Annotated in this window: 17 protein-coding genes; 9 read left to right on the forward strand and 8 right to left on the reverse strand. The window is 64.3% G+C overall.

The features are described from left to right. Positions 1–83 precede the first annotated feature (83 nt). The 4 genes from V6U71_RS07550 (at position 84) to V6U71_RS07565 (ending at position 7,421) form a co-directional block, all read left to right on the forward strand. The gene (locus tag V6U71_RS07550; protein WP_411341672.1) at positions 84–1,397 is read left to right on the forward strand and encodes a M14 family zinc carboxypeptidase; all 1,314 of its coding nucleotides are present in this window, start codon (positions 84–86) and stop codon (positions 1,395–1,397) included. A 156-nt stretch (positions 1,398–1,553) separates the two neighbouring features. Beyond that, positions 1,554–3,608, forward strand: a complete 2,055-nt coding sequence (locus V6U71_RS07555; RefSeq protein ID WP_411341673.1) for an alkaline phosphatase D family protein — start codon at positions 1,554–1,556, stop codon at positions 3,606–3,608. 246 nt (positions 3,609–3,854) lie between these two features. Beyond that, positions 3,855–4,745, forward strand: a complete 891-nt coding sequence (locus V6U71_RS07560; RefSeq protein WP_411341674.1) for an SDR family NAD(P)-dependent oxidoreductase — start codon at positions 3,855–3,857, stop codon at positions 4,743–4,745. Between the two features lie 126 nt (positions 4,746–4,871). After that, positions 4,872–7,421: a TonB-dependent receptor gene (locus V6U71_RS07565; protein ID WP_411341675.1), complete on the forward strand. Its 2,550-nt coding sequence runs from the start codon at positions 4,872–4,874 to the stop codon at positions 7,419–7,421. 89 nt (positions 7,422–7,510) lie between these two features. Here V6U71_RS07565 and V6U71_RS07570 read toward each other — a convergent pair whose 3' ends face one another. From V6U71_RS07570 to V6U71_RS07585, 4 genes are read right to left on the reverse strand one after another with little or no spacing between them, the layout of a single operon-like run. Next, positions 7,511–8,365 (reverse strand): sugar phosphate isomerase/epimerase family protein, encoded by an 855-nt coding sequence (locus tag V6U71_RS07570; protein ID WP_411341676.1) that lies wholly within the window; start codon positions 8,363–8,365, stop codon positions 7,511–7,513. After that, positions 8,355–9,254, reverse strand: coding sequence for an ROK family protein (locus tag V6U71_RS07575; RefSeq protein WP_411341677.1), 900 nt, complete (start codon positions 9,252–9,254; stop codon positions 8,355–8,357). Before V6U71_RS07575 ends, V6U71_RS07570 begins: the two co-directional genes overlap by 11 nt. Continuing rightward, the gene (locus V6U71_RS07580; RefSeq protein WP_411341678.1) at positions 9,251–10,396 is read right to left on the reverse strand and encodes a Gfo/Idh/MocA family protein; all 1,146 of its coding nucleotides are present in this window, start codon (positions 10,394–10,396) and stop codon (positions 9,251–9,253) included. The genes V6U71_RS07575 and V6U71_RS07580 overlap by 4 nt, the downstream gene beginning before the upstream one ends. Before the next feature lie 6 nt (positions 10,397–10,402). After that, positions 10,403–12,175: a thiamine pyrophosphate-binding protein gene (locus V6U71_RS07585; protein ID WP_411341679.1), complete on the reverse strand. Its 1,773-nt coding sequence runs from the start codon at positions 12,173–12,175 to the stop codon at positions 10,403–10,405. Between the two features lie 193 nt (positions 12,176–12,368). Between V6U71_RS07585 and V6U71_RS07590 the strand changes: the two genes are divergently transcribed. Next, complete coding sequence (locus tag V6U71_RS07590; RefSeq protein ID WP_411341680.1) at positions 12,369–14,903, forward strand: beta-mannosidase; 2,535 nt, start codon at positions 12,369–12,371, stop codon at positions 14,901–14,903. 142 nt (positions 14,904–15,045) lie between these two features. On the opposite strand, the gene V6U71_RS07595 is transcribed toward V6U71_RS07590, so the two are convergent. From V6U71_RS07595 to V6U71_RS07610, 4 genes are read right to left on the reverse strand one after another with little or no spacing between them, the layout of a single operon-like run. Then, complete coding sequence (locus V6U71_RS07595; RefSeq protein ID WP_411341681.1) at positions 15,046–16,326, reverse strand: cytochrome P450; 1,281 nt, start codon at positions 16,324–16,326, stop codon at positions 15,046–15,048. After that, positions 16,323–17,621: an acyl-CoA dehydrogenase family protein gene (locus V6U71_RS07600; RefSeq protein WP_411341682.1), complete on the reverse strand. Its 1,299-nt coding sequence runs from the start codon at positions 17,619–17,621 to the stop codon at positions 16,323–16,325. The genes V6U71_RS07595 and V6U71_RS07600 overlap by 4 nt, the downstream gene beginning before the upstream one ends. A 1-nt stretch (position 17,622) precedes the next feature. Next, entirely contained in the window at positions 17,623–18,018 is a 396-nt protein-coding gene (locus tag V6U71_RS07605) for a DUF6285 domain-containing protein (RefSeq protein WP_411341683.1), read from the reverse strand. A 3-nt stretch (positions 18,019–18,021) separates the two neighbouring features. After that, on the reverse strand, positions 18,022–19,023 hold the full coding sequence (locus V6U71_RS07610; protein ID WP_411341684.1) for a phosphotransferase family protein: 1,002 nt from the start codon (positions 19,021–19,023) through the stop codon (positions 18,022–18,024). A gap of 156 nt (positions 19,024–19,179) precedes the next feature. Between V6U71_RS07610 and V6U71_RS07615 the strand changes: the two genes are divergently transcribed. The 4 genes from V6U71_RS07615 (at position 19,180) to V6U71_RS07630 (ending at position 24,579) form a co-directional block, all read left to right on the forward strand. After that, complete coding sequence (locus V6U71_RS07615; RefSeq protein WP_411341685.1) at positions 19,180–21,033, forward strand: AMP-binding protein; 1,854 nt, start codon at positions 19,180–19,182, stop codon at positions 21,031–21,033. A gap of 90 nt (positions 21,034–21,123) precedes the next feature. Next, a complete protein-coding gene (locus V6U71_RS07620; RefSeq protein WP_411341686.1) occupies positions 21,124–21,780 on the forward strand; it encodes a TetR family transcriptional regulator in 657 nt (218 codons plus the stop codon). 159 nt (positions 21,781–21,939) lie between these two features. Next, on the forward strand, positions 21,940–22,815 hold the full coding sequence (locus V6U71_RS07625) for a phytanoyl-CoA dioxygenase family protein (protein ID WP_411341687.1): 876 nt from the start codon (positions 21,940–21,942) through the stop codon (positions 22,813–22,815). A 252-nt stretch (positions 22,816–23,067) separates the two neighbouring features. After that, a complete protein-coding gene (locus V6U71_RS07630; RefSeq protein ID WP_411341688.1) occupies positions 23,068–24,579 on the forward strand; it encodes an MFS transporter in 1,512 nt (503 codons plus the stop codon). The last annotated feature ends 16 nt before the right edge of the window (positions 24,580–24,595 follow it).

Raw genomic sequence — 24,595 nt, forward strand, 5'->3', positions numbered from 1 at the left:
ATATCGATCCTGGCCGGCCTTTTGGTGTCGGTCGTCGCACCCTGCTTGCGGCGGGCCTTGCGATGACCGGCGCCGGTATCCCCATGCCGGGATGGACGCGCGAGCCGATGTTCGACTTCCCCGACAGCACCGCGCTGCGTCGGTTGATCCAGCCCGCGATCGATGCGCTGGGTACGGCGGCGCAGGTCGAGCATCTGGGGCAGAGTGCGAACGGCAAGCCGATCGAGATGATCAGCATCGGCACGGGCGAGCGATCGGCGCTGATCGTCGGGGCGCCGCATCCGAACGAGCCGATCGGCTGCCTGACGATCGTGGAGCTTGTTTGCCGGCTTGCGCGCGACCCGCAGTTTCGTGAGCGGTCGGGCTATCGCTGGCACTTCATCCCCGCCATCGACCCCGATGGGCTCGACCTCAACGCCGGTTGGCTGCAGGGGCCGGCGACGACCGCCAATTATATGCGGCACTTTTTCCGCCCCGCTTTCGCGCGCCAGCCCGAATATGCCTTTCCACTCGATATGCCCGGCTACCGTTTCGAGGCTGCAACGCCCGAAAATCTCTGCTGGCAGCGCGCGCTCGCAATCGCCCGGCCCGACTTCCAGTCGTCGCTGCACGGCAGCGACACCGGCGGCGCCTTCTATATCCTCAGCGAAAACCGGCCCGGGCTCGCGCGCCAGTTGTCGCGGCAGACGAAACGCTTCGGTATCGCGCTCAACCGGCTGGGCGAACCCGATGCGACGATCAAAAGCTTCGCGCCGGGCGTCTTTTCGGCGTTCGAGGTCGAGCCGTACCTCGCCGAAGCGCGGCGCGCGGGCAAGGATTTGCGGCAATTCTGGGGGGCAGGGCGCTCCAGTACCGAATTTGCGGCACAGACCTACGGCAGTTTCTGCATGATCTGCGAAGTGCCGCTATGGGAAGATAGCCGCCAGTTCAGCAGCCGGCCCTCGCCCTGCAGCGAGGCGGACATCGTACGAATGCAACTGGATCAGCTTCGCAGAAATGCCCGACTGCTCGATCAGGCGGCTCCTTTGCTTGCCCGCGATCTTTCAGACAGCGAAAGTCAGGCGCTGATGCTTGCGCTGCGCGAAGCGGCCGCGCTTTCCGACACACAGCTTGCTGCCGCCGAGGCGCAATTGAAGACCGCCGAAACGCAGCGGCGCGAGAGTCTTGCCGACCTTGTGCAGCTTGAGCCCGGAACGACCCAGATGCGTGCGCCCGCCATGCTTGCGCGACTGGCCCGGCGACTGGGCGAGCCTGCTTTGGCTGCGGCCGCAGAGGCACTCACTGCCGACTATATCGGCGAATATCTGCGCCGGTCGTCGCTGCGGCCGGTACCGGTCGCTCGTTCTATCGCGCTCCAGATAGAATCGATCATTCTGTCGGCCCGGCAAGCCGGATAGCCATCGTCGCATCGGCTGTTGCAACGGCCGAGCCGCACCTGATCGGCGTTTCGTCGAAAAGTTACCGGCGCTTGTGTGCTTGTCCTTTCGTGCATGGTCATCGCGGCTCATGCCTTGCGGCACGAAATCGACTTGGGTCGGGATTGGGGGTGAGCGATGGACCGGCGGCAGTTTCTGGCGGGCGCGGCTTCGATCGGGATCAGCGGCATCTGGGCGTCGCGATCGTCCGCCGCGGCTTCGCGTATCGCATGGACGGAAGATCGCGATCTCTTTCCTCAGGGCGTCGCGTCTGGCGACCCCGACGAACACAGCATCGTCCTTTGGACCCGAAGGCCCTTTGACCAGGGCGAACGACATGAACTGACGGTGGAAGTGGCGCTGGACCCCGACTTCCGCAGCGTCGTAGCCGCTGCGCGCGCACCGGTGCTGGCGGCGGCCGACTGGACGTGCCGTGCGCTGGTCGGCGGGCTCTCGCCAGCGACCGCCTATTGGTACCGTTTCACCGATGACGGCGGCGCGGGCAGCCGGATCGGACGCACCCTCACCGCGCCGCGCGCCGACGACACACGCCCGGTTCGTTTCGCCTTCGTGTCGTGCAACAGCGTCAACGAGGGCGCGCAAAACGCCTATCGCCGGATGATCTGGGAGGACGAGCGCGCGGCCGCCGACCGCAAGTTCGGCTTCGTCCTGCATCTCGGCGACTTCATCTATGAGGTGGTCGAATATCCCGAGGAAACCCCGAACCGCTATTCGCGCACCGTCTACGATCTCGGCCATATCCCCGACGCGCGCAAAGTCGGCAATTTCTACGTGCCGACCAATCTCGCCGGATATCGCCACGTCTATCGGGCGCATATCGACGATCCGGACATTCAGGATGCCCGCGCGCATTTTCCGTTCGTGTGCATCGGCGACAATCACGAATTCTCGTGGCAGGGCTGGCAGAGCTTCACCAAATTCGGCGGTCAGATCGAGCCGGCGCAGCCGCTGCGCGTCGCCGCCAACCAGGCATGGTGGGAATATATTCCCTCGCGCGTCCGCAAGGCATCGGGTCCCGGGCTGGAGCAGTTCGATCCGCCCGCGGTCGAAAAGGCGCCGATCGACACATTCGATGATGACGGCTTTGGTACCGAAGCGAACAACCGCGCTGCGGTCGGCAGCATGACGGCGTACCGCGCGCTGCGTTACGGCAGGCATGTCGATCTGGTCCTGACCGACCTCCACAGCTATAAGGAAGCGGACCCGACCGACCGGCCGGAGGCGGCGGCGCTCGATTCGGGCGAGTATCCGGTTGTTCCGCAGGAGTGGATGGAGATCGTCGACGGCGGAAAGGATTATGCCGGCGGTAAGCCGCCAGCGACAATCGCGGTCGGCGAAAAGAGTATCCCCAATTATCGCAAGGACGAGCCCGCATACACCGCGCTCGGCCGCGAGCAGAAGGCGTGGCTGAAGGAGCGGCTGACCCGATCGACCGCAACCTGGAAAATCTGGGGCGCGACCAACGGCCCGCTCGACATGCGCACCGATCCGCAGAATCTTCCCGCCGGGCTGGTCGAAGGGAAATGGCCGGGCCGAGATTACGGGACTTTCGGCGGCGGCGACTTGAGCGGAGCCTTCGCCGAACGTGCCGAGATTTACGATATGGTGCGCGACAACAAGGTGTCGGGCTTTGTCACCGTCTCGGGCGATCGCCACAGCTTCTGGGCCGGCTATGCCGCACCCGCTCTGCCGCCTGCCGCGTTCGCGCCGGTCGGGCTCAGCTTCATCACCGGTTCGATATCCGCGCCGGGCCTTGGCGAAGCCGCCGAATATTGGAAGGATTCGCCCCTGCTGCCGCTCTTCGTCCGCAAGCAGGCGGGCGCCGCGCCCGAGCATACGATCAACCTGACGATCAAGCGCGGAGTGCGCGCGGCGCTCGAATATGCGGCGAGCGGCGATATCGTAAAGGCGCGGGCGATGACCAATCCCGACGTCGCGCCGCATCTGGAATTCGTCGATATGGCCGGGCATGGCTATACCGTGGTCAGCGCCGGTCCCGACGCGATCGAAGCGGAGTTCGTCTGCATCGTCCGCCCGATTGCGCGTGCCGCAACAGCCGATGGTGGCCCGCTTCGCTATCGCGTATCGCATCTCGCACAAATGTGGGAGCCGGGTACACGGCCGAAGCTGGAACAGCGAATTTTGGAAGGCGATGCCAAGCTGTCGATTTGAGGCCGGGCTGGCGCTCTTCTTGCCAGCAATGTCGGGGCTCCGACAAATCGCTTTGTTCGTCGACCAGGCACGTCTCCATTTTCCGGTTTCGCGTTGGGGTCGGCAGGCCGCCATTGAGCCAATGACGTCCCCGGAGATTGCCCTGAACGGACAGTAATGCAATTCGTATTGAATTATCGACTAAGATAGATATTATTCCCGGCATAATGATTCCGGGAACGCGGTCCTCCCGGCGGGGAGGTATGGATGACAGGCAGCAAGCGGCTGGAAGGCAAGGTGGCGCTCATCACCGGCGGCGCGTCGGGGATCGGCCTCTCCACGGTAGAGCGCTTCGTTGCGGAAGGCGCCAAGGTGCTCTTTTGCGATCTCGATCCGGGGCAGGGCAAGGCGCTGGCCGGGCAGATCGGCGATGTGGCGTCCAGCTTGCACCACCGGCGCCGCGAGGTCGGCGGCGACAATGACGGCCATGCGATCGCCCGGCGGCTGGGCCCTGCTGCGAGCTTCATGCCGTGCGACATTACCGATCCCGCAGCGCTGGGCGCGGTTTTCGAGGCGGCGCAGTCGCACTTCGGCGGTCTCGATATTCTCGTCAACAACGCTGGCGTCGGCGGCGGCGAGATCAGCATCGAGAAATGCGATCAGGCGCTTTTCGACCGTACGATCGACGTCAACCTCCGGGCGGTTTGGCAGGGTATGAAATATGCTTTTCCGATGCTCCGGCGGCGCGGCGGGGGATCCATCGTCACGACCTCTTCGATATCGGCGTTGCTCGGCATGCCGGGGCAGGGTGCCTATGGCGCGTCGAAGGCTGGCGTTCTGCAACTGACCCGCGTCGCGGCGATGGAAGGCGCGCGCGACCTCATCCGCGCGAATGCCGTGTGTCCCGGCGGCATCGTTACCCCGATCATCTATGACAGCCCGCTCATGACGGACGGGTTCGGCAAGGCGGCCGTCGAACAAGGTCTCGCGGGTACGCAGCCGCTGCCGATCGCGGGTCAGCCCGAAGATATCGCGAACGCCATATTGTGGCTGGCCTCGGACGAAAGCCGGTTTGTCACCGGGCAGTCGATCGCGGTCGACGGCGGGCTGACGGCGGAGTTCGATTCCCGACATCGGGCTACCGCCCCGGGCAGATAAAATATATCGATGAAGATAATACTATACGAATAGAATTTTATTCGATACCAAGTGTCATCGGGCGAAGACCCGAAAGTGGGATAACGAGCCTCCACCTCTGGCGGAGAGCATCGGAAGGGAGAGATTATGCGCCTGACCAAGCTGTTTCTGTTGTCGACCGCCCTGACCGGGCTTGTGCCCGTCGCGCATGCCCAAACGGCGGATGCGGCGCCGGTAGACGAGGATGCGCGCACCTATCGCGACAACGAGATCGTCGTCACGGCCCAAAAACGCAGCGAGCGCCTCAACGACGTCGCGGAGGCGGTGACCGCCTTTACCTCCGAGACGCGCGAAATTATCGGCATCTCCGATCTTGGCGATATGGCGCAGTTTACGCCCGGGCTGAGCTACAACGCCGGTTCCGACCGGGTATTCCTGCGCGGGATCGGGCGTCAGACCAACACGGCGGGCAGCGATCCCGGCGTCGCCACTTATGTCGATGGTATCTACGACTCGGCGACCACGTCGATCGCCGGCAGCGATTTCTTCGTCGACCGGGTCGAGATTCTTCGTGGTCCGCAGGGGACGCTTTACGGGCGCAACTCGATTGGCGGTGCGATCAACGCGGTCTCGAAACGCCCGACCCGCGAACTGTCGATCGAAGGCCGCGCGACGATTGCCAATTACGACGCCTATGCGATCCAGGGCGCGATCTCGGGGCCGGTCACCGATGGCCTGCGCGTCAAGCTCGGCGGTAGCTGGGCCGACCAGAACAAGGGCTATTTCCGCAACATCGCGGGCGGGCGCAGCGAAGGCGGCGTATCCGAAGGCTATTATATCGAGGGGCAGGCCGAACTCGACCTCGGGCCGCAGGCGACATTATGGCTGAAGGCGACGACGTCGCGTGCCGATCAACGTCCGCGGTCGGTGAACTCCGACACGCCATGGGATTATGCGCCTTATCCGAGCGGCGCGCTGACGCCCGGGTCGCAGTTCGGTTTCCTCTTGCCCGGCTATCAGGCGCTTGGATCTGCGACGACCAATCCCGGCGTCGACAATATCCGGGAAATCTCCACCGACACCGAGGGACGCGCGCGGATTCGCGGTGCATTCAGCGTGCAGGGCCAGCTCGATGTCGAGCTCGATCCGTTCGATATCCGCATTCTCGGCGGTTACCGCGAGATACGCTATGATTCGATCACGGATCTCGATGGCAGCAGCATGAAGTCGTACAATTTTCCGCTCGCGGCGGGAGCCGTCTGCGGCTTTATTCCGGGTTGTACCGCGCTGACCGTCAATCCTTCGGCGACCTTCGGCTATGTCGAGAACCGCTCGTTCGGAAGCGCCGAAATCAACTTCCTGTCGAAGGGCGACGGCCCGCTGAACTGGATCGCGGGCCTCTATTATTACGGAGAAATCCTCGATCAGGAGTCGCACTTCGGCATGCCCGAGCAAGCACAGATGAAGGCGCCTGCCAATGGTCCTGCCAATCCAACCGGCGATACGGTCTTTGCGGGGACCAATCTGGAAGCCGCATCCTATGCGGCGTTCGGACAACTCGACTGGGACGTGACCAGCACCGTCAGGCTCACCGGAGGGCTGCGCTACTCGATCGACGAAAAGCGGGCGATCGAGAGCTTCCGCGCCGTCTGTCTCGGCTGCGCAGCCGGCCTGACCGCCGATCAACTCGGGTCGTTTACGCCCGCACTCGACATCACCTCGTCCATCGCGTCCTTCCTCCCGGCCGACGGGGTCGCCAGTGCGACGACGATCGATCCGGCGACCGGCAGGGCCCGGCGCGTGCTCGACGATACGTGGAAAAGCCTCAGCGGTACCGCGGGGATCCAGTGGCGTCCTTCGGAAGATAGCCTTGTCTATGCCAGCTACAGTCGCGGTTATAAATCCGGCGGTTTCAACGCCGGCGGTATCACCGCTTCGCCGCGGACGGCCTCGGAGCATGTCAACGCCTATCAGGTCGGCGCGAAGCAGGGCTTCGGGCGGGTGCAGCTCAATGTCGCGGGCTATTATTACGACTATCGCGGGCTTCAAATTCCGCTGAGCATTCCCACGCCGCTGATCGATCTCACGGGCTTTTTCAATCTCGAGAAGGCCAAATCCTGGGGCGCCGAGGTGGAAGCGAGCTGGCAGCCGGTCGACGGCCTGCAACTGATCCTGAACTACGCTTATGCAGATTCGAAGATCAACTCGTGCTGCTACTTCGATGGTGCGGACCCGACGGCGACGGCGCCGGGCGCCCAGCCTTCGGGGCCGGTCGTCGGCACGCGCCGCTTCCAGACGCTCGATGGCCAGGAACTGCCGTTGCAGCCGCGGCACAAGATTGCAGCCAACGCCAACTATACGTTCGACGTCGGTCCGGGAGCGGTGACGCTGTCGGCGAGCTATAGCTGGCGCGACAAGATGTGGGCGAGCGTCTTCAATCGCAGCTACTATCGCATTCCGACATCGGAAAGTGTCGATCTGCGCTTGTTGTGGACCGGCAAGGACGACCGTTACCGCATTATCGTCTTTGCCAAGAACCTCCTCGACAAGACGAACTACGACAATATCGGCGGTTTGCCCGGTTCGAGCGTTGCATCGCCCTATGTCTTGCCGCTGACGCCAGGCTATCTCGTCAACCGCAGCGTCGGTGTTGAGGCGCCGCGCACCTATGGCGTGCAGCTTTCGTTCAAGATCTGACGGGCGCTGCCGTGGATTTGATGGGCGCCGGCCGCGTCGCCGGCGCCCTTCCTGTTTGCCTCGGAATTTCCGCCGTCTGTGGGTTCCGATTAGCCGTACGAGATCTCGCGTTCGTCGAGTGATTGCCTGAATTTCCGCAATCCGGCGAGCCCTTTGGACAGGCAATCCAGAGCGTCGGCCTTGGCGTCGTAGCAGGCAAGCCCGATAGGACCGTGATATCCGGCATCGAGCAAGCTCGTCAGCATGCCGAATTCCAGCTCACCCTCGCCAAAGGCGATCGGGCGCGGGTCGGAGGCCGTGACGCCGCCCAGATTGACCGCGTGCAGCCGTGGCAGCAGCGCCGCGGCATGCGCGGCAAATCCGGCGACGTCGTCCTGCGCATGATGGAAGTTGTAGACGATCCCGACATTCGGGCGGTTCGCGGCCGTGACGATCTTTCGAAGCGATCCCGGGCGAGAGAACCAGCCATCGTAATTGTAAAGCGCGACCGTACAGCCAAGCCGCGCTGCCCGGTCGGCAAGCCGCGTGACGGCCTCGCAGGTCAGATCGACCTTCTTGCTTTCGCCCCATTCGTCGATGTCGTGGGGATGCATGAGCGTCGTCCAGAGCGAGATTTCGAGAGCATTGCGCTCGATGAAGCCGAACAACAGATCGAGGTGACCGTCGTTGAGCGGGTAAAGCGAGATCGGCGCCCAGATCGCAGTCGCGGAGACATCATGCCGTCGCAACGCGGACAGCTCGTCGTCGAGCGTTTCGAGTTGCGCGTAACGCCAATCGATCGCGGCGCGGCGGATGCCCAACGTGTCGAGCATCGCCGCGCGCGCTTCGGGATCGCGGCGGCAGACATCGTTCCTGACGGCACCCCATGCGTGGACCGGCCCCGCGTCGAGCTGTGCAATCAGATCCGCCGAGGGCCTTTTGGGGAGCGGACGATTAGTCGTCACGGGGCATTGCCAGAGTCCGTGCCATCAGCAGCGCGCCTTCCAGCCCCGCGTTTTCGAGCGCCGCCCGGCGGAGATAGGTTGCGGGATCGAGGGCGTCTGCGCCGCCGTAGGTCCCGAGTTGGGCATGGAGTGCCGCACGCGTCCGGTCGAACAGGCCCGTGACACCCAAGACGCCGCCGCCGACGACGATACAGTCCGGCGACCAGGCGAGGGTTATGGTGGCGCAAAGCTGAGCAAGATAATCGGCCGCCAGATCGAGAAGTTCGGGCGTATCGGAGAAGTGGGGGGCACCGGCCAGCCGGCGCCCGAGCGCAGGGCCCGCGATTAGACCTTCGGCGCAGTCGGCGTGAAAGGGGCAGGTGCTGGCAGCATGGTCGCCGGGAGAGCGGACGAGGCGCACATGCCCGATCTCGGGATGCGACGACCCCTTGAATGTGACGCCGTTCATCGCAAGGCCACCGCCGATGCCGGTTCCGACCGTCACATAGGCGACCGAGCGTTCGCCTCGTCCCGCGCCGATGGCCTGCTCGGCCAGCGCCGCGGCATTGGCATCGGTGTCGAGCGCGATCGGCGCGTCGAGTGCACGGCCGATGGCGCCGCGAAGATCGTAGCCGCCCCATCCGGGCTTCGTCGTCGTAAGCATGCGCCCATAGGCGGGCGAAGCCGGATCGATGCCGATCGGACCGAAGCTGGCGATGCCGACCGCAGCCAGCTCCCGATTGCGCGGCAGCAAGTCTCGGATCGCCTTGGCGAGAAGAGCAACCGATGTTTCCGGCTGCGCCGTCTCGAACCGTCCTTCGCCCAAGGTCTCTCCCTCGGCGGTTGCGACGCGGTAGAGTAGTTTGGTACCGCCGGTCTCGATGGCGGCGACGATCGGTGCTCCGCTCACAGGGGTTCCGGCCGTACCGGCCGTGACAGCACGTCGACAGCGGTTCGCTCGCGGGCCGACCGGTCGACGGCGAGGATCGTCTCCAGCACATGATAGGCCAGCTCGGCACCGGCGCGCGGGGCTTTTTCCTGGCCGATCGCGATTGCCATTTCAGCCACGCCCAGCCCGCGCGGGCCGCCGAGCGGCGCGAATTCCATGTCGCGCGGATCCGCGTCGGGCTGGCCCGGCAGATCCTGCCACTGGCCACCCTCGACGCTATACTGCGCCTTTTCCGGTGCCAGATAGCCGCCGATGAAGAAATTGGCGTCGGGACAGGCGAGCGTGCCGGTTTCGCCATAAATCTCCAGCGACGGGCGCCGATGTTTCCACACATCCCATGACAGGGTGAAGGCGATGTTCGCACCGCTTTCCATCAGGAGCGCGCCGTTCACGCTCGTTGCGACATCCACCGGAATGTCGCGCTCGGGGCCGGGCTGGCTCGTCACCCGGCGGGTTGCAAAGGGCATCGAAGCGAAGGCGGTCACCGCCGCGACCGGGCCGAGCAGATTGACGAGCTGGGTCAGGTAATAAGGGGCGACGTCGAGCATCGGTCCGCCGCCGGGCAGGTAGAAGAACTCTGGCGTCGGATGCCAATATTCCATGCCGTGCGATGCCATCGTCAGCGACCCGCCGACCGGCCGGCCGATCAGCCCGGCGTCGATCGCGCGCCGCGCCGCCTGATGCGGTGTGCCGAACCAGGTGTCGGGCGCGCAGCCGAGCGCGAGCCCTTTGTCGGCTGCCAGCGCGATCAGGTCGCGCGCCTCGTCGAGGCTGTGCGTCAGCGGCTTCTCGTTATAAAGATGCTTGCCCGCTTCGAGCACCCGGCGACCGATCGCATGGTGGACGAGCGGCGGGGTCAGGTTGACGACGATGTCGATCTCGGGATCGGCGAGCAGTTCGTCGATCGACATCGCGATGCCGCCGTAAAGTGCAGCCTGCGCGGCATTGGTCATGTCGTTGCGCCCTGAACAGCCTTTCAGTGTCAGGGTCGGCGAGGCATTGATCGTGCGCAGGTAGACATGGCTGATGTTGCCGCAGCCGATCACGCCGACGACGGCGGGACGCGCTCGCGATCCCGCCGCTTCCACCAGGGCAAAGCTCATCGCTGCTTACTCGACATTCTCGTAATAGGGCATGACGACCTTGTCGCCTTCGCTTTTCGTCGCGCCGTTCTCGGTCGCCTTCGGCTTGGGCTTTTCGCCCGGCTTGATGCCGACCATGTTCATCGTGACCGGGTTGATGATGCTGCCGTCGATGCGGACGTTGATGCAACTCGGCACGCCGCCTTCGAGCGCGCCCTTCATCGCGGCGGCGATGTCTTCGATCGTGTCGGCGCGCCAGGCTTTGCCGCCGAATGCCTCGGCGACCTTTTCATAGGCGCTGTCGGCGAGCTCGACGATCGCACGCTTGTCCTGACCATAGATCAGGTCCTGGCCGTTCTGGGACATGCCCCAGCAGGCGTTGTTGAGGACTATGGTGTGGACGTTGAGTCCGTGACGGACCATCGCGTCGAACTCCTGGATGTGGAAACCGACGCCGCCGTCGCCCGCGAACAGGAAGACCGGGCGGTCGGGAAAGGCGCGTGCGGCGCCGATCGCGAAACCCTGTCCGACGCCGAGCGTGCCGAGGTAGCCGGTGATGTGGAACGAACCGGTGCCCCGGGGCCGGATATGGTCGCGGACCCACACCGAGGATTCGCCACCGTCGCAGACGATGATCGCATCCTCGGGCAGCGCGGCGGCGAGCGCCTTGCAGGCATGATAGGGGTGGAGCAGCCCTTCGGCGCTCGTAACCGGCGCTTCGAGCCACTGCTGATGCGGGATCATGCGCGCGGTCTGGAGCGCCCCGGCCCATTCGGCGCGATCCGCCCAGTCACGGCCCTGCGCGGCTTCGGTCAGGGCGAGCAGGGTTTCGCGGCAATCGGCCATGATCGCGAGGTCGATCGGACCGCCGCGCCCGGGTTCGCCGCCGTCGATATCGACCTGCGCGACCTTGGCGCCAGCGGGCAGGACGCCATAGCGGCCGCCGGTGAACAGGCCGACGCGCTGGCCGAGCAACAGCACGACATCCGCCGGCGCCCCGATCGCGGCGGCAATCGGCACGCTCACCATGCTGCCGCCGTATAGCGGGTGATCCTGCGGCATCAGGCCTTCGCCCTTCATGCCGGTGGTGACCGGAATGCCGGTTGCTTCGGCAAAGGCAAGCAGCGCCTCGCCGCTGCGCGACAGCGTCGCGCCGCCGCCGGCGATCACCACCGGACGCTCGGCCGAGGCGAGCAGGTCGATCAAGGCCTCGACCTGTTTGCCGCTGGGCGCCGGGCCGCCTTCGCTGAGCGCGAAATTGCCCAGTGCCTCGATCCGCGGCGGCGCGGCGATCGGCGTGAACATGACTTCGATCGGCACTTCGAGCAGCACCGGTCCCGGGGTTCCGGTCATCGCACGGCGGATCGCCTGTTCGACGATCTCGGGAATGCGGGCGCCGTGGCCGACGCGATAGGCCCATTTGGTGACATGGCTGGCGGCGGCGATCTGATCGATGCCGCCTTGCAGCGTGTTGAGATCGCCCTCGCGCGTCGATGGCGCGCCGACGATGAAGACGACGGGCATCCGGTCGAGATAGGCGTTGGCGAGCGCGGTGTAGGCGTTGGTGAAACCCGGCCCGGCGGTCAGCACGGCGACGCCGATCTTGCCCGTGGCGCGCGCATAGGCCTCGGCGGCATGTCCGGCCGACGCTTCGTGCCGCGTATCGGTCAGGCGGATGCCATGATCGCGGCAGGCGATCAGAAAGGCATCGAGATGGCCGCCGTGGAGCGAGAAAACCTCTTCGACGCCTGCGACCTGCAATGTGCGGGCGATCAGCGCGCCCCCGGTGATCTGGTTCATCAATCCGCTCCTGTCTCTCTATCTTGGGCAGCGGGCGCGTTCGGGGCAAAAACCACCTCCACTCCCGCGATCCGCATCCGGCAGGGAATCGAGTGCCACAATCACGGTTGATATACAATCATAGAATAATCTATGAAAGATGATAATATAGGCGGACGACGTTCGATGTCGACGCAAAACGGGAGACGGATCGGTGGCTTTCGACGATTGGATGGTTTCGCATTTCGAACCCGGTGCCGGTGTGCAGAGCGGTGCCGCCGGTCGGGAAAGCGCAAAAGGCGACTGGCTGCCGGTCAAACTGCCGGGCGATATTCATGAAGCGCTCTTCGCTGCCGGTGCGATCCCCGACTATCATGGCGAAGGCGGCGAGGAGGCGTGCAAATGGATTGCCGACAGGGAATGGTGGTGGCGGCACCGCTTCGATGCCGATGCGGCGAGGTCCGGAGAACGGCTGACGCTCGTCTTTCACGGGCTCGACACCTTTGCGACCATCTATCTGAACGGGACCGAGATCGGCCAGTCGTCGAACATGTTCCTCGGCAAGGAAATCGACGTGACCGACGCGCTGGTCGCGGGCCCCAATATTCTCGCGATCCGCTTCGATCCGGTGCCGCTGCGCCTTGGTGACCGCGAAGCTCTCGACTGGCCCGGCCTCGGGACCGGGGCGCGGCTGAGCCGTCGCAATCTGGTGCGCAAGGCGCAGTTCGGCTGGGGCTGGGACTGGGGGCCGTGCCTGCCGACCGTCGGCGTCTGGCAACCGGTCGAGCTGCGGCGGCAACGGATCGCGGCGATCGACGCGCTACAGTTCCGGACCCTGGCAATCCACGCCGATGGCGGCGCCGACATTCGCGTCGATGCAGAGATCGAGGCGTTGGGCGACGAGGGGGAACTCGCTCTCGCGATCGAGGTGCGTAATCCGGCCGGAGCGCTGATCCTTTCGCACACATCATCGATTGCCGACGGCCGCGGCCATCTGGCGGCCGCGCTTGCCAATGCCGAGCTGTGGTGGACGGCCGATCTCGGCGCGCAGCCGCTCTATCGTGTGACGGCGACCCTGATGGCGGGCGGGGAGAGGATCGATCGCACCGAATTGCGCGTCGGCATCCGCACGATCGAACTCGACACGTCGCCCGACCCCGACGAACCGGGTACCTCCTTCTTCCGCTTCGTGCTCAACGGCCGGCCGATTTTCGCGAAGGGCGCGTGCTGGATTCCGGCGCATTCGCTGGTCGGCGTGCTGACTCGCGACCATTACCGGCCGCTGATCGAAGCGTCGGCGCGCGGCGGTATGAACATGCTGCGCATCTGGGGCGGCGGGATCTACGAGCATGATGCCTTTTACGACCTATGCGACGAGCAGGGGGTGCTCGTGTGGCAGGATTTCATGTTCGCCTGCGCGCTCTATCCGGAGGACGATGCGGACTTCAATGCCAGCGTCGCGGCCGAAGCGGCGTGGCAGATCAGGCGCCTGCGGCATCATCCGTCGATTGCTCTGTGGTGCGGCAACAACGAGAACCAGTTCATCCAGTCGTTCGTCAACGAGGCGACGGGGCAGGATACGCCCGTCCTCGGCGCGCTCTTTTACGACGACATCATTCCGCAGCAGGTCGCAAAGCTCGACCCCGCGACGCCCTATTGGCCGGGCAGCCCGTTCGGCGGGCCGCACGCGAACAGCATGAAGGCCGGCGATCTTCACAACTGGACGGTCTGGCACGGATTGCCGTCGGTGCCCGATGACCGGTCGACCTCGGCAGTCGACCGCAGCCCCGAGGGCGTCGCCTATCAGCGCTACGCCGAGGACATGGGGCGCTTCATCAGCGAGTTCGGAATCCAGGCCTCGCCGGTGATGGAAACGCTCCGCCGCTCGGTGCCCGCCGACCAGTTGACGCTCAAGAGCCCGGCGATGGAAAACCGGATCAAGGACAATCCGAAGAACAAGGTCGACGCGATGATCGAGCCCGTGACGGGGCTGCCGACGACGATCGGGGACTATGTCGACTTCACCCAGATTGCGCAGGCCGAAGGGTTGAAGTTCGGCATCGAACATTATCGCCGCCGCAAGCCGCATTGTTCGGGCACGCTGATCTGGCAGCTCAACGACTGCTGGCCGGGGGTGAGCTGGAGCCTGCTCGATTTCTATGGCTTTGCGAAAGCCGGCTACCATTATGTCCGCCGCGTCTATGCGCCGCTGCTCGCATCGTTCAAACCGCTGGACGACGGCTCGGTCGAGCTGTGGATCACCAACGATCGCGCCGGGCATGCGTCGGGCGAACTGACCGTCGCGCTGCTCGACATGCGCGAAGGCGAGGGCGGCGCGACGCTGTGGTCGGAGACGGTGCAGCACTATGCCGTTCCCGACAATGGCAGCCAGCCGGTTTGGAGCGGTGCTGCCGAACGGATCGGCGCCGATCCGTCGCGGGTGCTGATCGTGCGCGCGAAGGACGACGCCTTTCCGGCGAACCGGCTCTTCTTCGCGGCGATCAAGGATCTGGTGCGCAACAAGATGGCGCAGCCGCAGGCGGAGTTCCGCCAAGTGTCGCCGAACGAGGTCGAGGTGACGCTCACAGCGCCCGCCTATCTCTATTTCGTCCAGATGCTGCTTTCGTCGGAGAGCGCGATCGTCAGCGACAATTATTTCGATATGGCGGCGGGCGAGCAGCAGACGATCCGGATCATCGACCCGGCGCGCCCGCTCCACGCGGAGGATATCGTCGTTCGCAGTTGCTAGGGCAGGGGGCCACCGGCCCGGTCATTGCGAGGAGCGAAGCGCCGCGGCGATCTCCAGCTATCGTTCGTCCCGGACGATAGCTGGAGATTGCTTCGCTCCGTTCGCAATGACGATTGCGGCGGGATGCTTATGGCTTCGCAGCCTATTCGATCTCGAAGCGCAGCGGCAATTGGCGCGGACCATTGACAAACCAGCTGTGCGTGAAACTCGTCTCGCCGTCGAGGCTGACGCTTTTCAGACGCGGCAGCAGTTCCTCGAACAGGCATTTGAGTTCCAGCCGCGCCAAATGCTGGCCGATGCAAAGGTGCGCGCCATAGCCGAAGGCGAGTTGCTTGTTCGGCTTGCGATCGAGGCGGAAGGCGAAAGGATCGTCGAACACCGCCTCGTCGCGATTGCCCGACGCATAGCAGAGCATCAGCCAGTCGCCCCTGGCGATCCGGCGCCCGGCGAAGCCGGTGTCTTCGGTCGCGGTGCGCATGAAGGTCTTGACCGGGGTCGTCCAGCGGATCGCTTCTTCGATGAAGGCGGGGATCAGCGACGGATCGGCCTTGAGCCGTTCGAGCAATTCCGGATCGCGCGCCAGCACGCCCATGCCGCCGGCGAGCGACGAGGATGTCGTGTCGTGACCGGCGGTCGCGACGATGGTGAAATAGCCGGTCGCCTCGCGGTCCGAGATCGGCTCGCCGTCGATCATCGCATTGGCGATGACGCTGGCGAGATCGTCCCGCGGGTTCGCGCGGCGGTCCTTCGCGATCTTCATGAAATATTTCGTGAAGTCGGCAAGGAAGGCTTTGACGAGATATCGGTAGATGAACCCGGGCAACGCCGCGAGCTTCTTTGCCCTCTTGTCCTTATCGACATCCTGCCCGCCGAAAATATCCTGCGTCAGCGTCAGCATCTTCGCCTTGTCGGCCATCGGAACGCCGAGGATATTCATGATCACATGGAGCGGATAGCCGAGCGCGACGTCGGCCATGAATTCGCACCGCCCGTCCATATCGGCCATGCGGTCGACCTCCTGCCGCGCGAGCCGGCGGATGTCGTCCTCGAGCTTCTTGACGCTGCCGGGTGCAAACCATTTGAAGGTGAGCGCCCGATATTTGGGATGGTCGGGCGCGTCCATCTGGACGAGCGAGCGGACGAAATGCGGGCTTCCGGTAATCTTGCGCACCAGCGCGTCGTCGGCCTGCCGCGTCAGCGTCGTCGAGCGGTCGCCATTATGGAACAGCGCGTTCTGCCGGCTGACCTCCAAAATGTCTGCGTGGCGGGTGACGACCCAGAAGGGATCGAAGCCGGGGACTGCGGCGCGGCCGAGCGGATTGTTCGCGCGCAGCCATCGATAGGCATCGTGAATCCGTTCGTCGGCATAGGCTGAGGGGTCGACGAGGGTCCGGGCAATCGTGTCGGGAATCGCTTCGTTCACGCACCGGCCTCCGCGAACCCCGCCTTGCGCGGTCCCATGAAGCCGAAGAGGAAGGCCGCCACCTTACGCATCTGGATTTCTTCGGCGCCTTCGGTGATCCGGTAGCGGCGGTGGTGGCGATAGATATGCTCGAAGGGCTTGTGGCGCGAATAGCCGATACCGCCATGCACCTGCATCGCGCGATCGGCGGCCTCGCAGCAGAGGCGGTTCGCCCAGTAATTGCACATACTGACCTTGTCGGAGAGCGTGCGCTCGACCTCCTTGTGATCCATATGGTCCATCTGCCAGGCGGTCTTGCGGATCAGCAGGCGCAGCATCTCGGCCTGTGTCGCGAGTTCGACGAGCGGCCACTGGATCGCCTGGTTCGCGGCGAGCGGCTTGCCGAACGGCTTGCGTGTCCGGGCGTATCTGACGCTTTCCTCGATGCAATAGACCGCCGCGCCGAGCGATGACGCCGCCTGCCGGATACGGTTCTGGTGGACGAAGCTCTGCCCGAGACCGAGCCCGCGATCGACCTCGCCCCAATAGCTGTCTTCGGGCAGCCAGACGTCGGTGAAGCTGACACGCGGATGGTCGGTGGGCATGTTGAAGGTCCACAGCCACTCCTCGATCTTCACCCCCGGCGCATCGGCGGGAACGATGAAGCAGGTAATGCCCTTTGCATCGCCGTCCTCGCCCGAGGTGCGCGCAAAGACCATGACGTGCGTCGCCACATGCATGCCGGTCGTCCACATCTTCTCGCCGTTGATCAGCCAACCGGGCTTGCCATCGCGGTCCTGCCGCACGGCGCGCGTTTCCATATGGGTGGCGTCGGAGCCATGGTCGGGCTCGGTCAGGCCGAAGGCGGTGAACATCTGTCCGGCGAGCAGCTTCGGCCCGTCGCGGGCGTCCTGCTCGGGCGTCGCGAATTCGCGGAACATGACGATGAAGGGGTTGTTGCCGACGATGCTATGCTCGTTCTGCAAATCATTGTGGAGGCCGAGCCCCTTGGCGGCGAGATGCTCGCGGATCACCGCCATCGCCAGGTTCGATCCGCCCTTGCCGCCATATTCCTTTGGCCAGGCGAAGCGGAGGTGTCCGGCGGCGTCGGCGCGCTGGCGGGCTTCCTTCAGCAGCGCTTCCCATTCGGGGCGCGGCAGGCCATCATTGTCCCAGTCGGTGCGCGCATGTTCGCGGCGATGGTCGAAGAAGCGGATATTGTCGCCGGTCAGTTCGAGCGGTCTGATCTCGGCCTCGATGAAGGCGTCGAGCTCGGCGAGATAGTCGGTGAGGTCCTGCGGGACGGAGAAATCCATGTCAGTCTTCCTTCCTGGCATCGGCGTCCTCGCGCAGGGCGGCGCGGTAGCCCGAATAATGGGGTTGATCAACCGCGAGCTTTTCCAGCGTGGTCGCGCGGAGATGGTCGACGAGGCCGGGTGCCCCAAGCCCGAGTGTCCCGTCGGCGAGGGCATCGGCGAGTTGCTCGTTGAGAATATCGAGCGGCGCGCTGACCCCGAGCAATGCGATCAGGCGCTGCTTTTCGACTTCTTCGCCCGAGGCGCCGAATTCGATCTGGCGCCAGACCAGTTCGAGCGCGCTGGCGGCGACGCGCGCCTGAAATGCGGTTCGCGGACTCGCTTCGGGGACGACGGTGTCGCGCAGAAAGTCGATGACGCTGCCGAGCAGCTCGTCGGGGGCGGGTGTGTCTTGCATCGGTCAGCTCGCAATCAGGCGTAGAAGGTCGATTTCGGTCTCGGAGGTGCGGCGCGCGATCATCGCGCGCTCCATCGTCGCATCCTCGCCGCGGAAGGCCGCGACCGAGCTGGCGCAGATGATGCCCCAGCGGATCGTTCCGTAGACCTGCCACCAATGGATGGCGGCGCGGTCGAGCCGCGTATTCGAAACGCGTTCATATCCGGCGAGCAGGTCTTCGAGGGTGCCGAAGCCGCCGACCGGCAGGTCGATCCGGCCGAAGCGCCAGCTGTTGACGCAGATCCAGCCGAGATCCTCCATCGGATCGCCGATATGCGCGAGTTCCCAATCGAGAACCGCGCGCAGACCGTCCGCTCCGATCATCAGATTGCCGTTGCGAAAATCGCCATGGACGAGTGCCGACGCGGCGGGAGGCGGCGGCGCATGGTCGGCGAGCCAGCGCAAGGCGAGGTCGAAGACCGGGCGCCGGATCGGGGTGGCGCGATAGGCGAGCCGTTGCCGCTCGACCAGCTCGGCGGGCGTCGCGCCGGTCAGGGTGGGAAAGTTCGAGACCTTGATCTGGTGGATTTTGGCGAGCGTTTCGCCGCACTCGGCCGCGAGCGTCTGGCGCGCTGCCCGCAGATGGTCGGACTTGACGATGCGGCCGCCCAGCGTCTCGCCTTCGACGAAGCGCATGACGAAGCCATATCCCAGACCGTCTTCCGGTGTCAGGACATGGGCAACCTCGGCAACGGGTACGCCCGCCTTTGCCGCCGCTTCCATCAGCCGGGCTTCGACTTCGAGGCCGACGCCTTCGGTGATGCGCGTCCCGCCGGGGGCGCGGCGGAGAATATAGCGCCCGAGGGGGCCGCGCGGTCCGTGCAGGTCGAAGCGCCAGATTTCCTGCGTTGCCCCGCCGGACAGGCGCTCGATGCCGGAAATGTCGCAAGCCGCAGCATCGATCTTTCGCGCGATGTCGCGCAAGCCGGCCTCGACCGGTACACCCGTGCTTTCCGTCAACGCCATACAGGATCCTCACCGCGTCAGGAGGCGGTGATCCCGCGCTCTCGATTCTCAAATTAATGTAGAATATAAAAATCAAGTCGTATAGTGTAAATGCCAGCGAAGACATTCGGGACACGCGGCACATCGCAAGCCGCGGACGACATGGGAGAGTGAGAAGTGAGCGAAAGCGCAAACGCGTCGCAGGCCGGGATCGCCTTCAAGCCCTTGGGCATGCTTCCGCCATCGGTCGAAGTCGAACATCGCGGGGACGGAACGATCCTGATGCGGTCGCGCCACGCGCCCGCTGCAGCCCCGCAATCGATTCCGCATCTTCTGAAAGCGCGCGCGGCCGAATATCCCGACAGGCCCTTTATCAAGGAACGCGAAGCCGGGGACGGCGACTGGCAGGCGCTCAGCTATGGCGAGGCGCTCCGCCTTTCGGGAAATGTCGCGCAGGCGCTGATCGACCGGGGGCTGGGGGAAGGGGATGCCGTGCTCATCCTGTCGGGGAACTCGACCGAGCAGGCGATCCTCATTCTCGGTTGCATGACGGTCGCCGTCGCGGCCGTGCCGGTCAGCGCATCCTATTCGCTCGCGTCGAGCGACCATGGGCGGCTGCTCCACTGTGCGTCGATCGCCCGGCCCGCCATCGTCTTCGCGCAAAGCTATGCGCCTTTCGCTGGCGCCATCGAAGCGTTGCGCGGCGCGCTTCCCGATATCGAGACCGTCACCGTCGATGGCGGCGACGGCTGCACGCTGCTGTCCGATCTGTGCGACCGCAAGGCGGGCCCGGATGTCGAGGCGCGGCGCGAGACGCTCGGCCTGCGGACAATCGCCAAGATCCTCTTTACCTCGGGCTCGACCGGGATGCCGAAGGGCGTACCCCAGACGCAGGGCATGATGACCGCCGTCCTCGCCGGCACCGCTGCGCTGCGCAGCCAGGCGGGCGAACCCGAAGAACTGGTCGAAATGCTCGACTGGATGCCGTGGAGCCACATTTCGGCCGGCAACATCAATTTCAACAGCGTGATCAACGAGGGCGGGACGCTCTATCTCGACGGCGGTCGTCCGATCCCGGGCATGTTCGAACAGACGATCCGCAATCTCTACGATCTCTCCCCCGTTACCTTCGCTTCGGCGCCGATCGCCTTTGGGATGCTGGCCGACGCGCTCGAAAGCGATGCCGATCTGCGCCGGTCCTTCTTTCGCAAACTGCGCTATCTCGGCTATGGCGGTGCGACTCTGTCCGACGATCTCTTCGATCGCCTGCAGGCGCTTTCGATCGCCGAGACCGGCGAGCGGGTGCCGATCCTCACCATGTATGGCTCGACCGAAACGCAGGGCATCACCATGACGCACTGGGCGACCGAGCGCGTCGGGATGATCGGACTGCCGCTGCCGGGCATGACGCTGAAGCTCGTTCCGAACGGCGCGAAGCTGGAGGTACGGGTCAAGGGGCCGACGGTGATGACCGGCTATATCGGCGATACCGCCAAGAGTGCGGCGGCGTTCGACGAGGAGGGCTATTATTGCCTCGGCGATGCGGTGCGTTTCCTCGATATCGACGATCCGGAAAAGGGCCTCGTCTTCGACGGCCGCGTGACCGAGGACTTCAAACTCGACAGCGGCACCTGGGTGTCGGTCGGTACGCTGCGGCCCGATATCGTCGCGGCGTGCAGCCCCCATGTTCAGGATGCGGTGATCGCGGGGCAGGACAGGGGATATGCAAGCGCCATCCTGTGGCCCTCGGCGGCGGCCCGCAGCGAGTTCGCCAGCGATAGCGGGCTCGATTTCGACAGGCTGGGCGCCGTTCTCGCCGAGCGGCTTGCCGCCCACAATCGCGGTGCCGGCGGCTCGTCGCGGCGTATTCGCCGCATTTTGATCGCGGCCGAGCCATTGTCGGTCGAGCATGGCGAAATTACCGACAAGGGCTATGTCAACCAGCGCGCCGTTCTCGATCGCCGCGTCGACCTGGTTGCCGGGCTCTACGCCCCGCATCCGGCCGGCGCGGTGATCGACATCGGCAGTTGAGTGGCATTGTTGGACTTTTCGACATGTCCCCGGTAATGATCATTCAAGACGCATTGATTATTGCAGTGATTCAAGGGCATCGGGGGTAGAGTGAGCGAAGAAGCCGATATCGCGCCGGAACAGGACAGCGCCGAACGTTTCCCGCGCCGGTCCGCGCGCCGCGCCCGGACGCGCGCCCGCATCCTCGAGGCCGCATCGACCGAATTCAAGAAGGCGGGTTACGCCGAGGCGACGATGAATGCGATCGCCGAGGCAGCGGATATTCACGTCACCACGCTCTTCACCCATTTCAAGACGAAGCGTGACCTTGCCGCAGCGCTGTCCGATCAGGAAATCGACCAGTTTCGCGAGCTTATCGACGCGGCGAAAGGGAAGGTGCCGTTTTTCGACTTCTTCCGCCAACTCGTGCTGACAACGGCGGCGACGCGTCAGAAGGACGGCGACCCGAAGACCGGGCTGACCCAGGAAGTGCAGCGCGACCCCGAACTGGCGCTGAGCTGGCTGCGCTACGAGGAAACCGAGGTCAGGCTGGTCGCCGAATATATCGCGCACGACTATGGTCTCGACGCCAAGGAGGATTATACCCCCTATCTCGCCGGTCAGGTTCTTATCGCCAGCGGCGTGACATCCTATACCCGATGGGTGCGAACGAAAGGCGCCGATCTGGTGAAGGAGACCGAGACCGCTCTCGATCTTGCCGAGCGCATGGCGCGCTCGATCCTGCCGGCGCATCCCGTCAAACGATAGGGCGCCGGCGGCGCTGCTCCATTCACCGCGCTTTCAAGCGACCCCGTTTGTCGCGCGCAGAATCGTGCCCGATTTTTGAATAACTCTATTTGACTAGAATAATCGACTCTGATACATATTTTGTCGAGAGGCAAACGCCCGCTATCGATGGAGTATGGAATGACCGATCAGGCGACCGTCGTGGATCCCAATCAGGCCGCGGCGAATATTTTGAACGCGTTGCAGGCGGGGCGGACGAACGACCCCAAGGATCATAGCCATGACCTGAGCCTGCTGACGCCCGACCAGGCCAAGAGCTGGATGGAAAAGGGCTATTTCATCCTGCGCGGCGTTCTCGATCAGGAGACCTGCAACGAGATGACGCGCCGCGCGATCGAGATTTTCACGCGCGCCGAGCAAGGCAGCGAAGCCACGGGCGGTCATCATGTCGGCGACGACGGTGCGATCGCGGTCGAAGAGGCTGCAAAGGTCAATTCGGGCGAAGCGCCCGATATGCGGATGTCGAAGCTGTTCAACCTCCACCGGACGGAGCCCTTTCACAGCTTCGCCAAGCATCCGGCGATCCGCAACATCATGCATGCGATCCTCGGGCCGCGCGTGTCCTGCTTCAACTCGCAATATATCTTCAAGAACCCCGGCGTCTGGGGTCAGCCCTGGCATCAGGACTCGCTCTATTATGTCTTCGACCGCATGCCGCAGGTTGGCGTGTGGCTGGCGACGAGCCGCGCGACGATCGAGAACGGCTGCCTCTTCGTGGCGCCGGGATCGCATAACGAGCCGATTCATGCGGTGGTTCCGGATGCCCGGCCGGGATCGAATCTCGGCTATCTCGAGGTTGTCGATTATGACTTTTCGGACGCCGAGCCGGTGCTGATGGAAACGGGCGACGTGCTGATCTTCCACAGCTTTCTAATGCACATGTCGAACGACAATAGCTCGAACGAACGGCGTTCGGCGCTCGTCTATCATTATGGCCATTCGGATACCACGGTACCCGAACCCAAGTCGGCAACGGTCGACTTCATGGAGGTCTGACCCGCGCGATCGAAGCCCGGGCTGGCACGATATCTTTCCCACTCCTCCTCTCTGGGAAAGCAGGGATGGGGTGCATCGACCTTGCTACGACGCACCCCATCCTCCTTTTGCCTTTACCGGCAAAGCGCAGGTGATCCGAAATAGATATATGAAGCTATATTAATCATTCGATATTGTCGAAACTGACGGTAAGATAGCTGGCACGCCACGGCAGATGGGCGGCACAGCGGCGCACGACGCCAAGGAGAGATGATGACGGTCGACAGTCGCCGCCTCGGGCGGACTACGCGATGGGCATTCGGGATCGGCGCGCTGTCCAGCGGATTGGCGGGGCAGGCCATCACCGTCCTCGCGCTGATCTTCTATAATCAGGTGGTCGGCATGTCGGCGGCGGCGGTCGGCCTCGCGCTGATGATCTCGCTCGTCTTCGATGCCTTCTGGGACCCGGCGATCGGGCTCTGGTCCGACCGGACGCGATCGCGCATCGGGCGGCGGCACCCCTTCATGTATGCGTCGATCATTCCGGCGGGCCTTGCTTTCTGGACGCTGTGGAGCCCGCCGGCCGGCATGACGGACGGCGCCAATTTCGCATGGCTGCTCGCCTCGCTGATGGCGGTACGCTTCTTCATCAGCCTCAGCGAAATCCCCAGCACCTCGCTCGCGCCCGAAATGGCGCCCGATTATGATGCGCGGACCAGCCTGATCGCCGGCCGCTATTTCTGGGGGGTGATCGGCGGCGTGCTGGCGAGCATGCTGGCATTCCAGGGATTTCTGTCCGACCGCGTCGGCGGCGTGACCCATATGGCGGGCTATGTGAAATACGGCCTGGCCGGCGGCGCGATCATTGCGATCACCGTTCTGATATCTTCGCTCGGCACGCACCGGGAAATTCCGCATCTCACGCAGGCGCCCGACCAACCCTTTTCGGGCCGCGATCTGCTGCGCGAAGTGGTGTCGGCCTTCACCAACCGCAACTTTGCCGCGATCATGATCGCGGCGCTGTTCTCGGGCATGAATGCGGGCATTTCCGGCGGCCTCAACGTCTATTTCAACCTCTATTTCTTCGAGCTTTCGACCGACCAGATATCGCTGCTCGTCGGCCCGGTGCTGCTCGCGTCGCTGGTCGGCGTGTTCGTTGCGCCGGTCTGTTCGCGGCGGTGGGGCAAGAAGCCGGTCGTGATGGTAAGCTTCGCGCTTGCCATCTTTACATCGACGATGCCGATCGGCCTTCGCCTGCTTGGCATATTGCCGGGCAACGACTGGCCTTGGCTGCTCACCTTCCTTGTCGTCGAAACCTTCTTTGCGACCACCCTCATTCTGATCGGGCTTGTCGTCAGCACGTCGATGCTGGCCGATGTCGTGGAGGATAATGCGGCCCGGACCTCGACACGCTCGGAAGGGCTCTTCTTTGCGGCCAATTCGGTGCTCAGCAAGGCCGTCACCGGGCTGGGCACGCTGGTGTCCGGCCTGATGCTGACATGGATCGATTTCCCCGTCCACGCCCGGCCGGGGGCCATCGACCCGGCGCTGATGCATCAGCTCGGCTATGTCTATGTTCCGGTTGGCGTGACGCTGAGCCTTATATCGCTTTACGCGCTCAGTTTCTTCAACATCGACCGGGCGGCCCACGAAGCCAATCTCTCGAAACTCGAAGCAGCGGCGCTTGCCGAGATCGGCACAATCGAGAGCGGTGCCCCGGTGCCTCCGCCCGCCGCCACCCTTGCAGGCACGCCAGGATTGGCGCGACCCAAAGCCAGCACGTAACCGACACTTTGCTCAA

The sequence above is a fragment of the Sphingopyxis sp. J-6 genome (genome assembly GCF_046603995.1).
GTDB lineage: Bacteria > Pseudomonadota > Alphaproteobacteria > Sphingomonadales > Sphingomonadaceae > Sphingopyxis.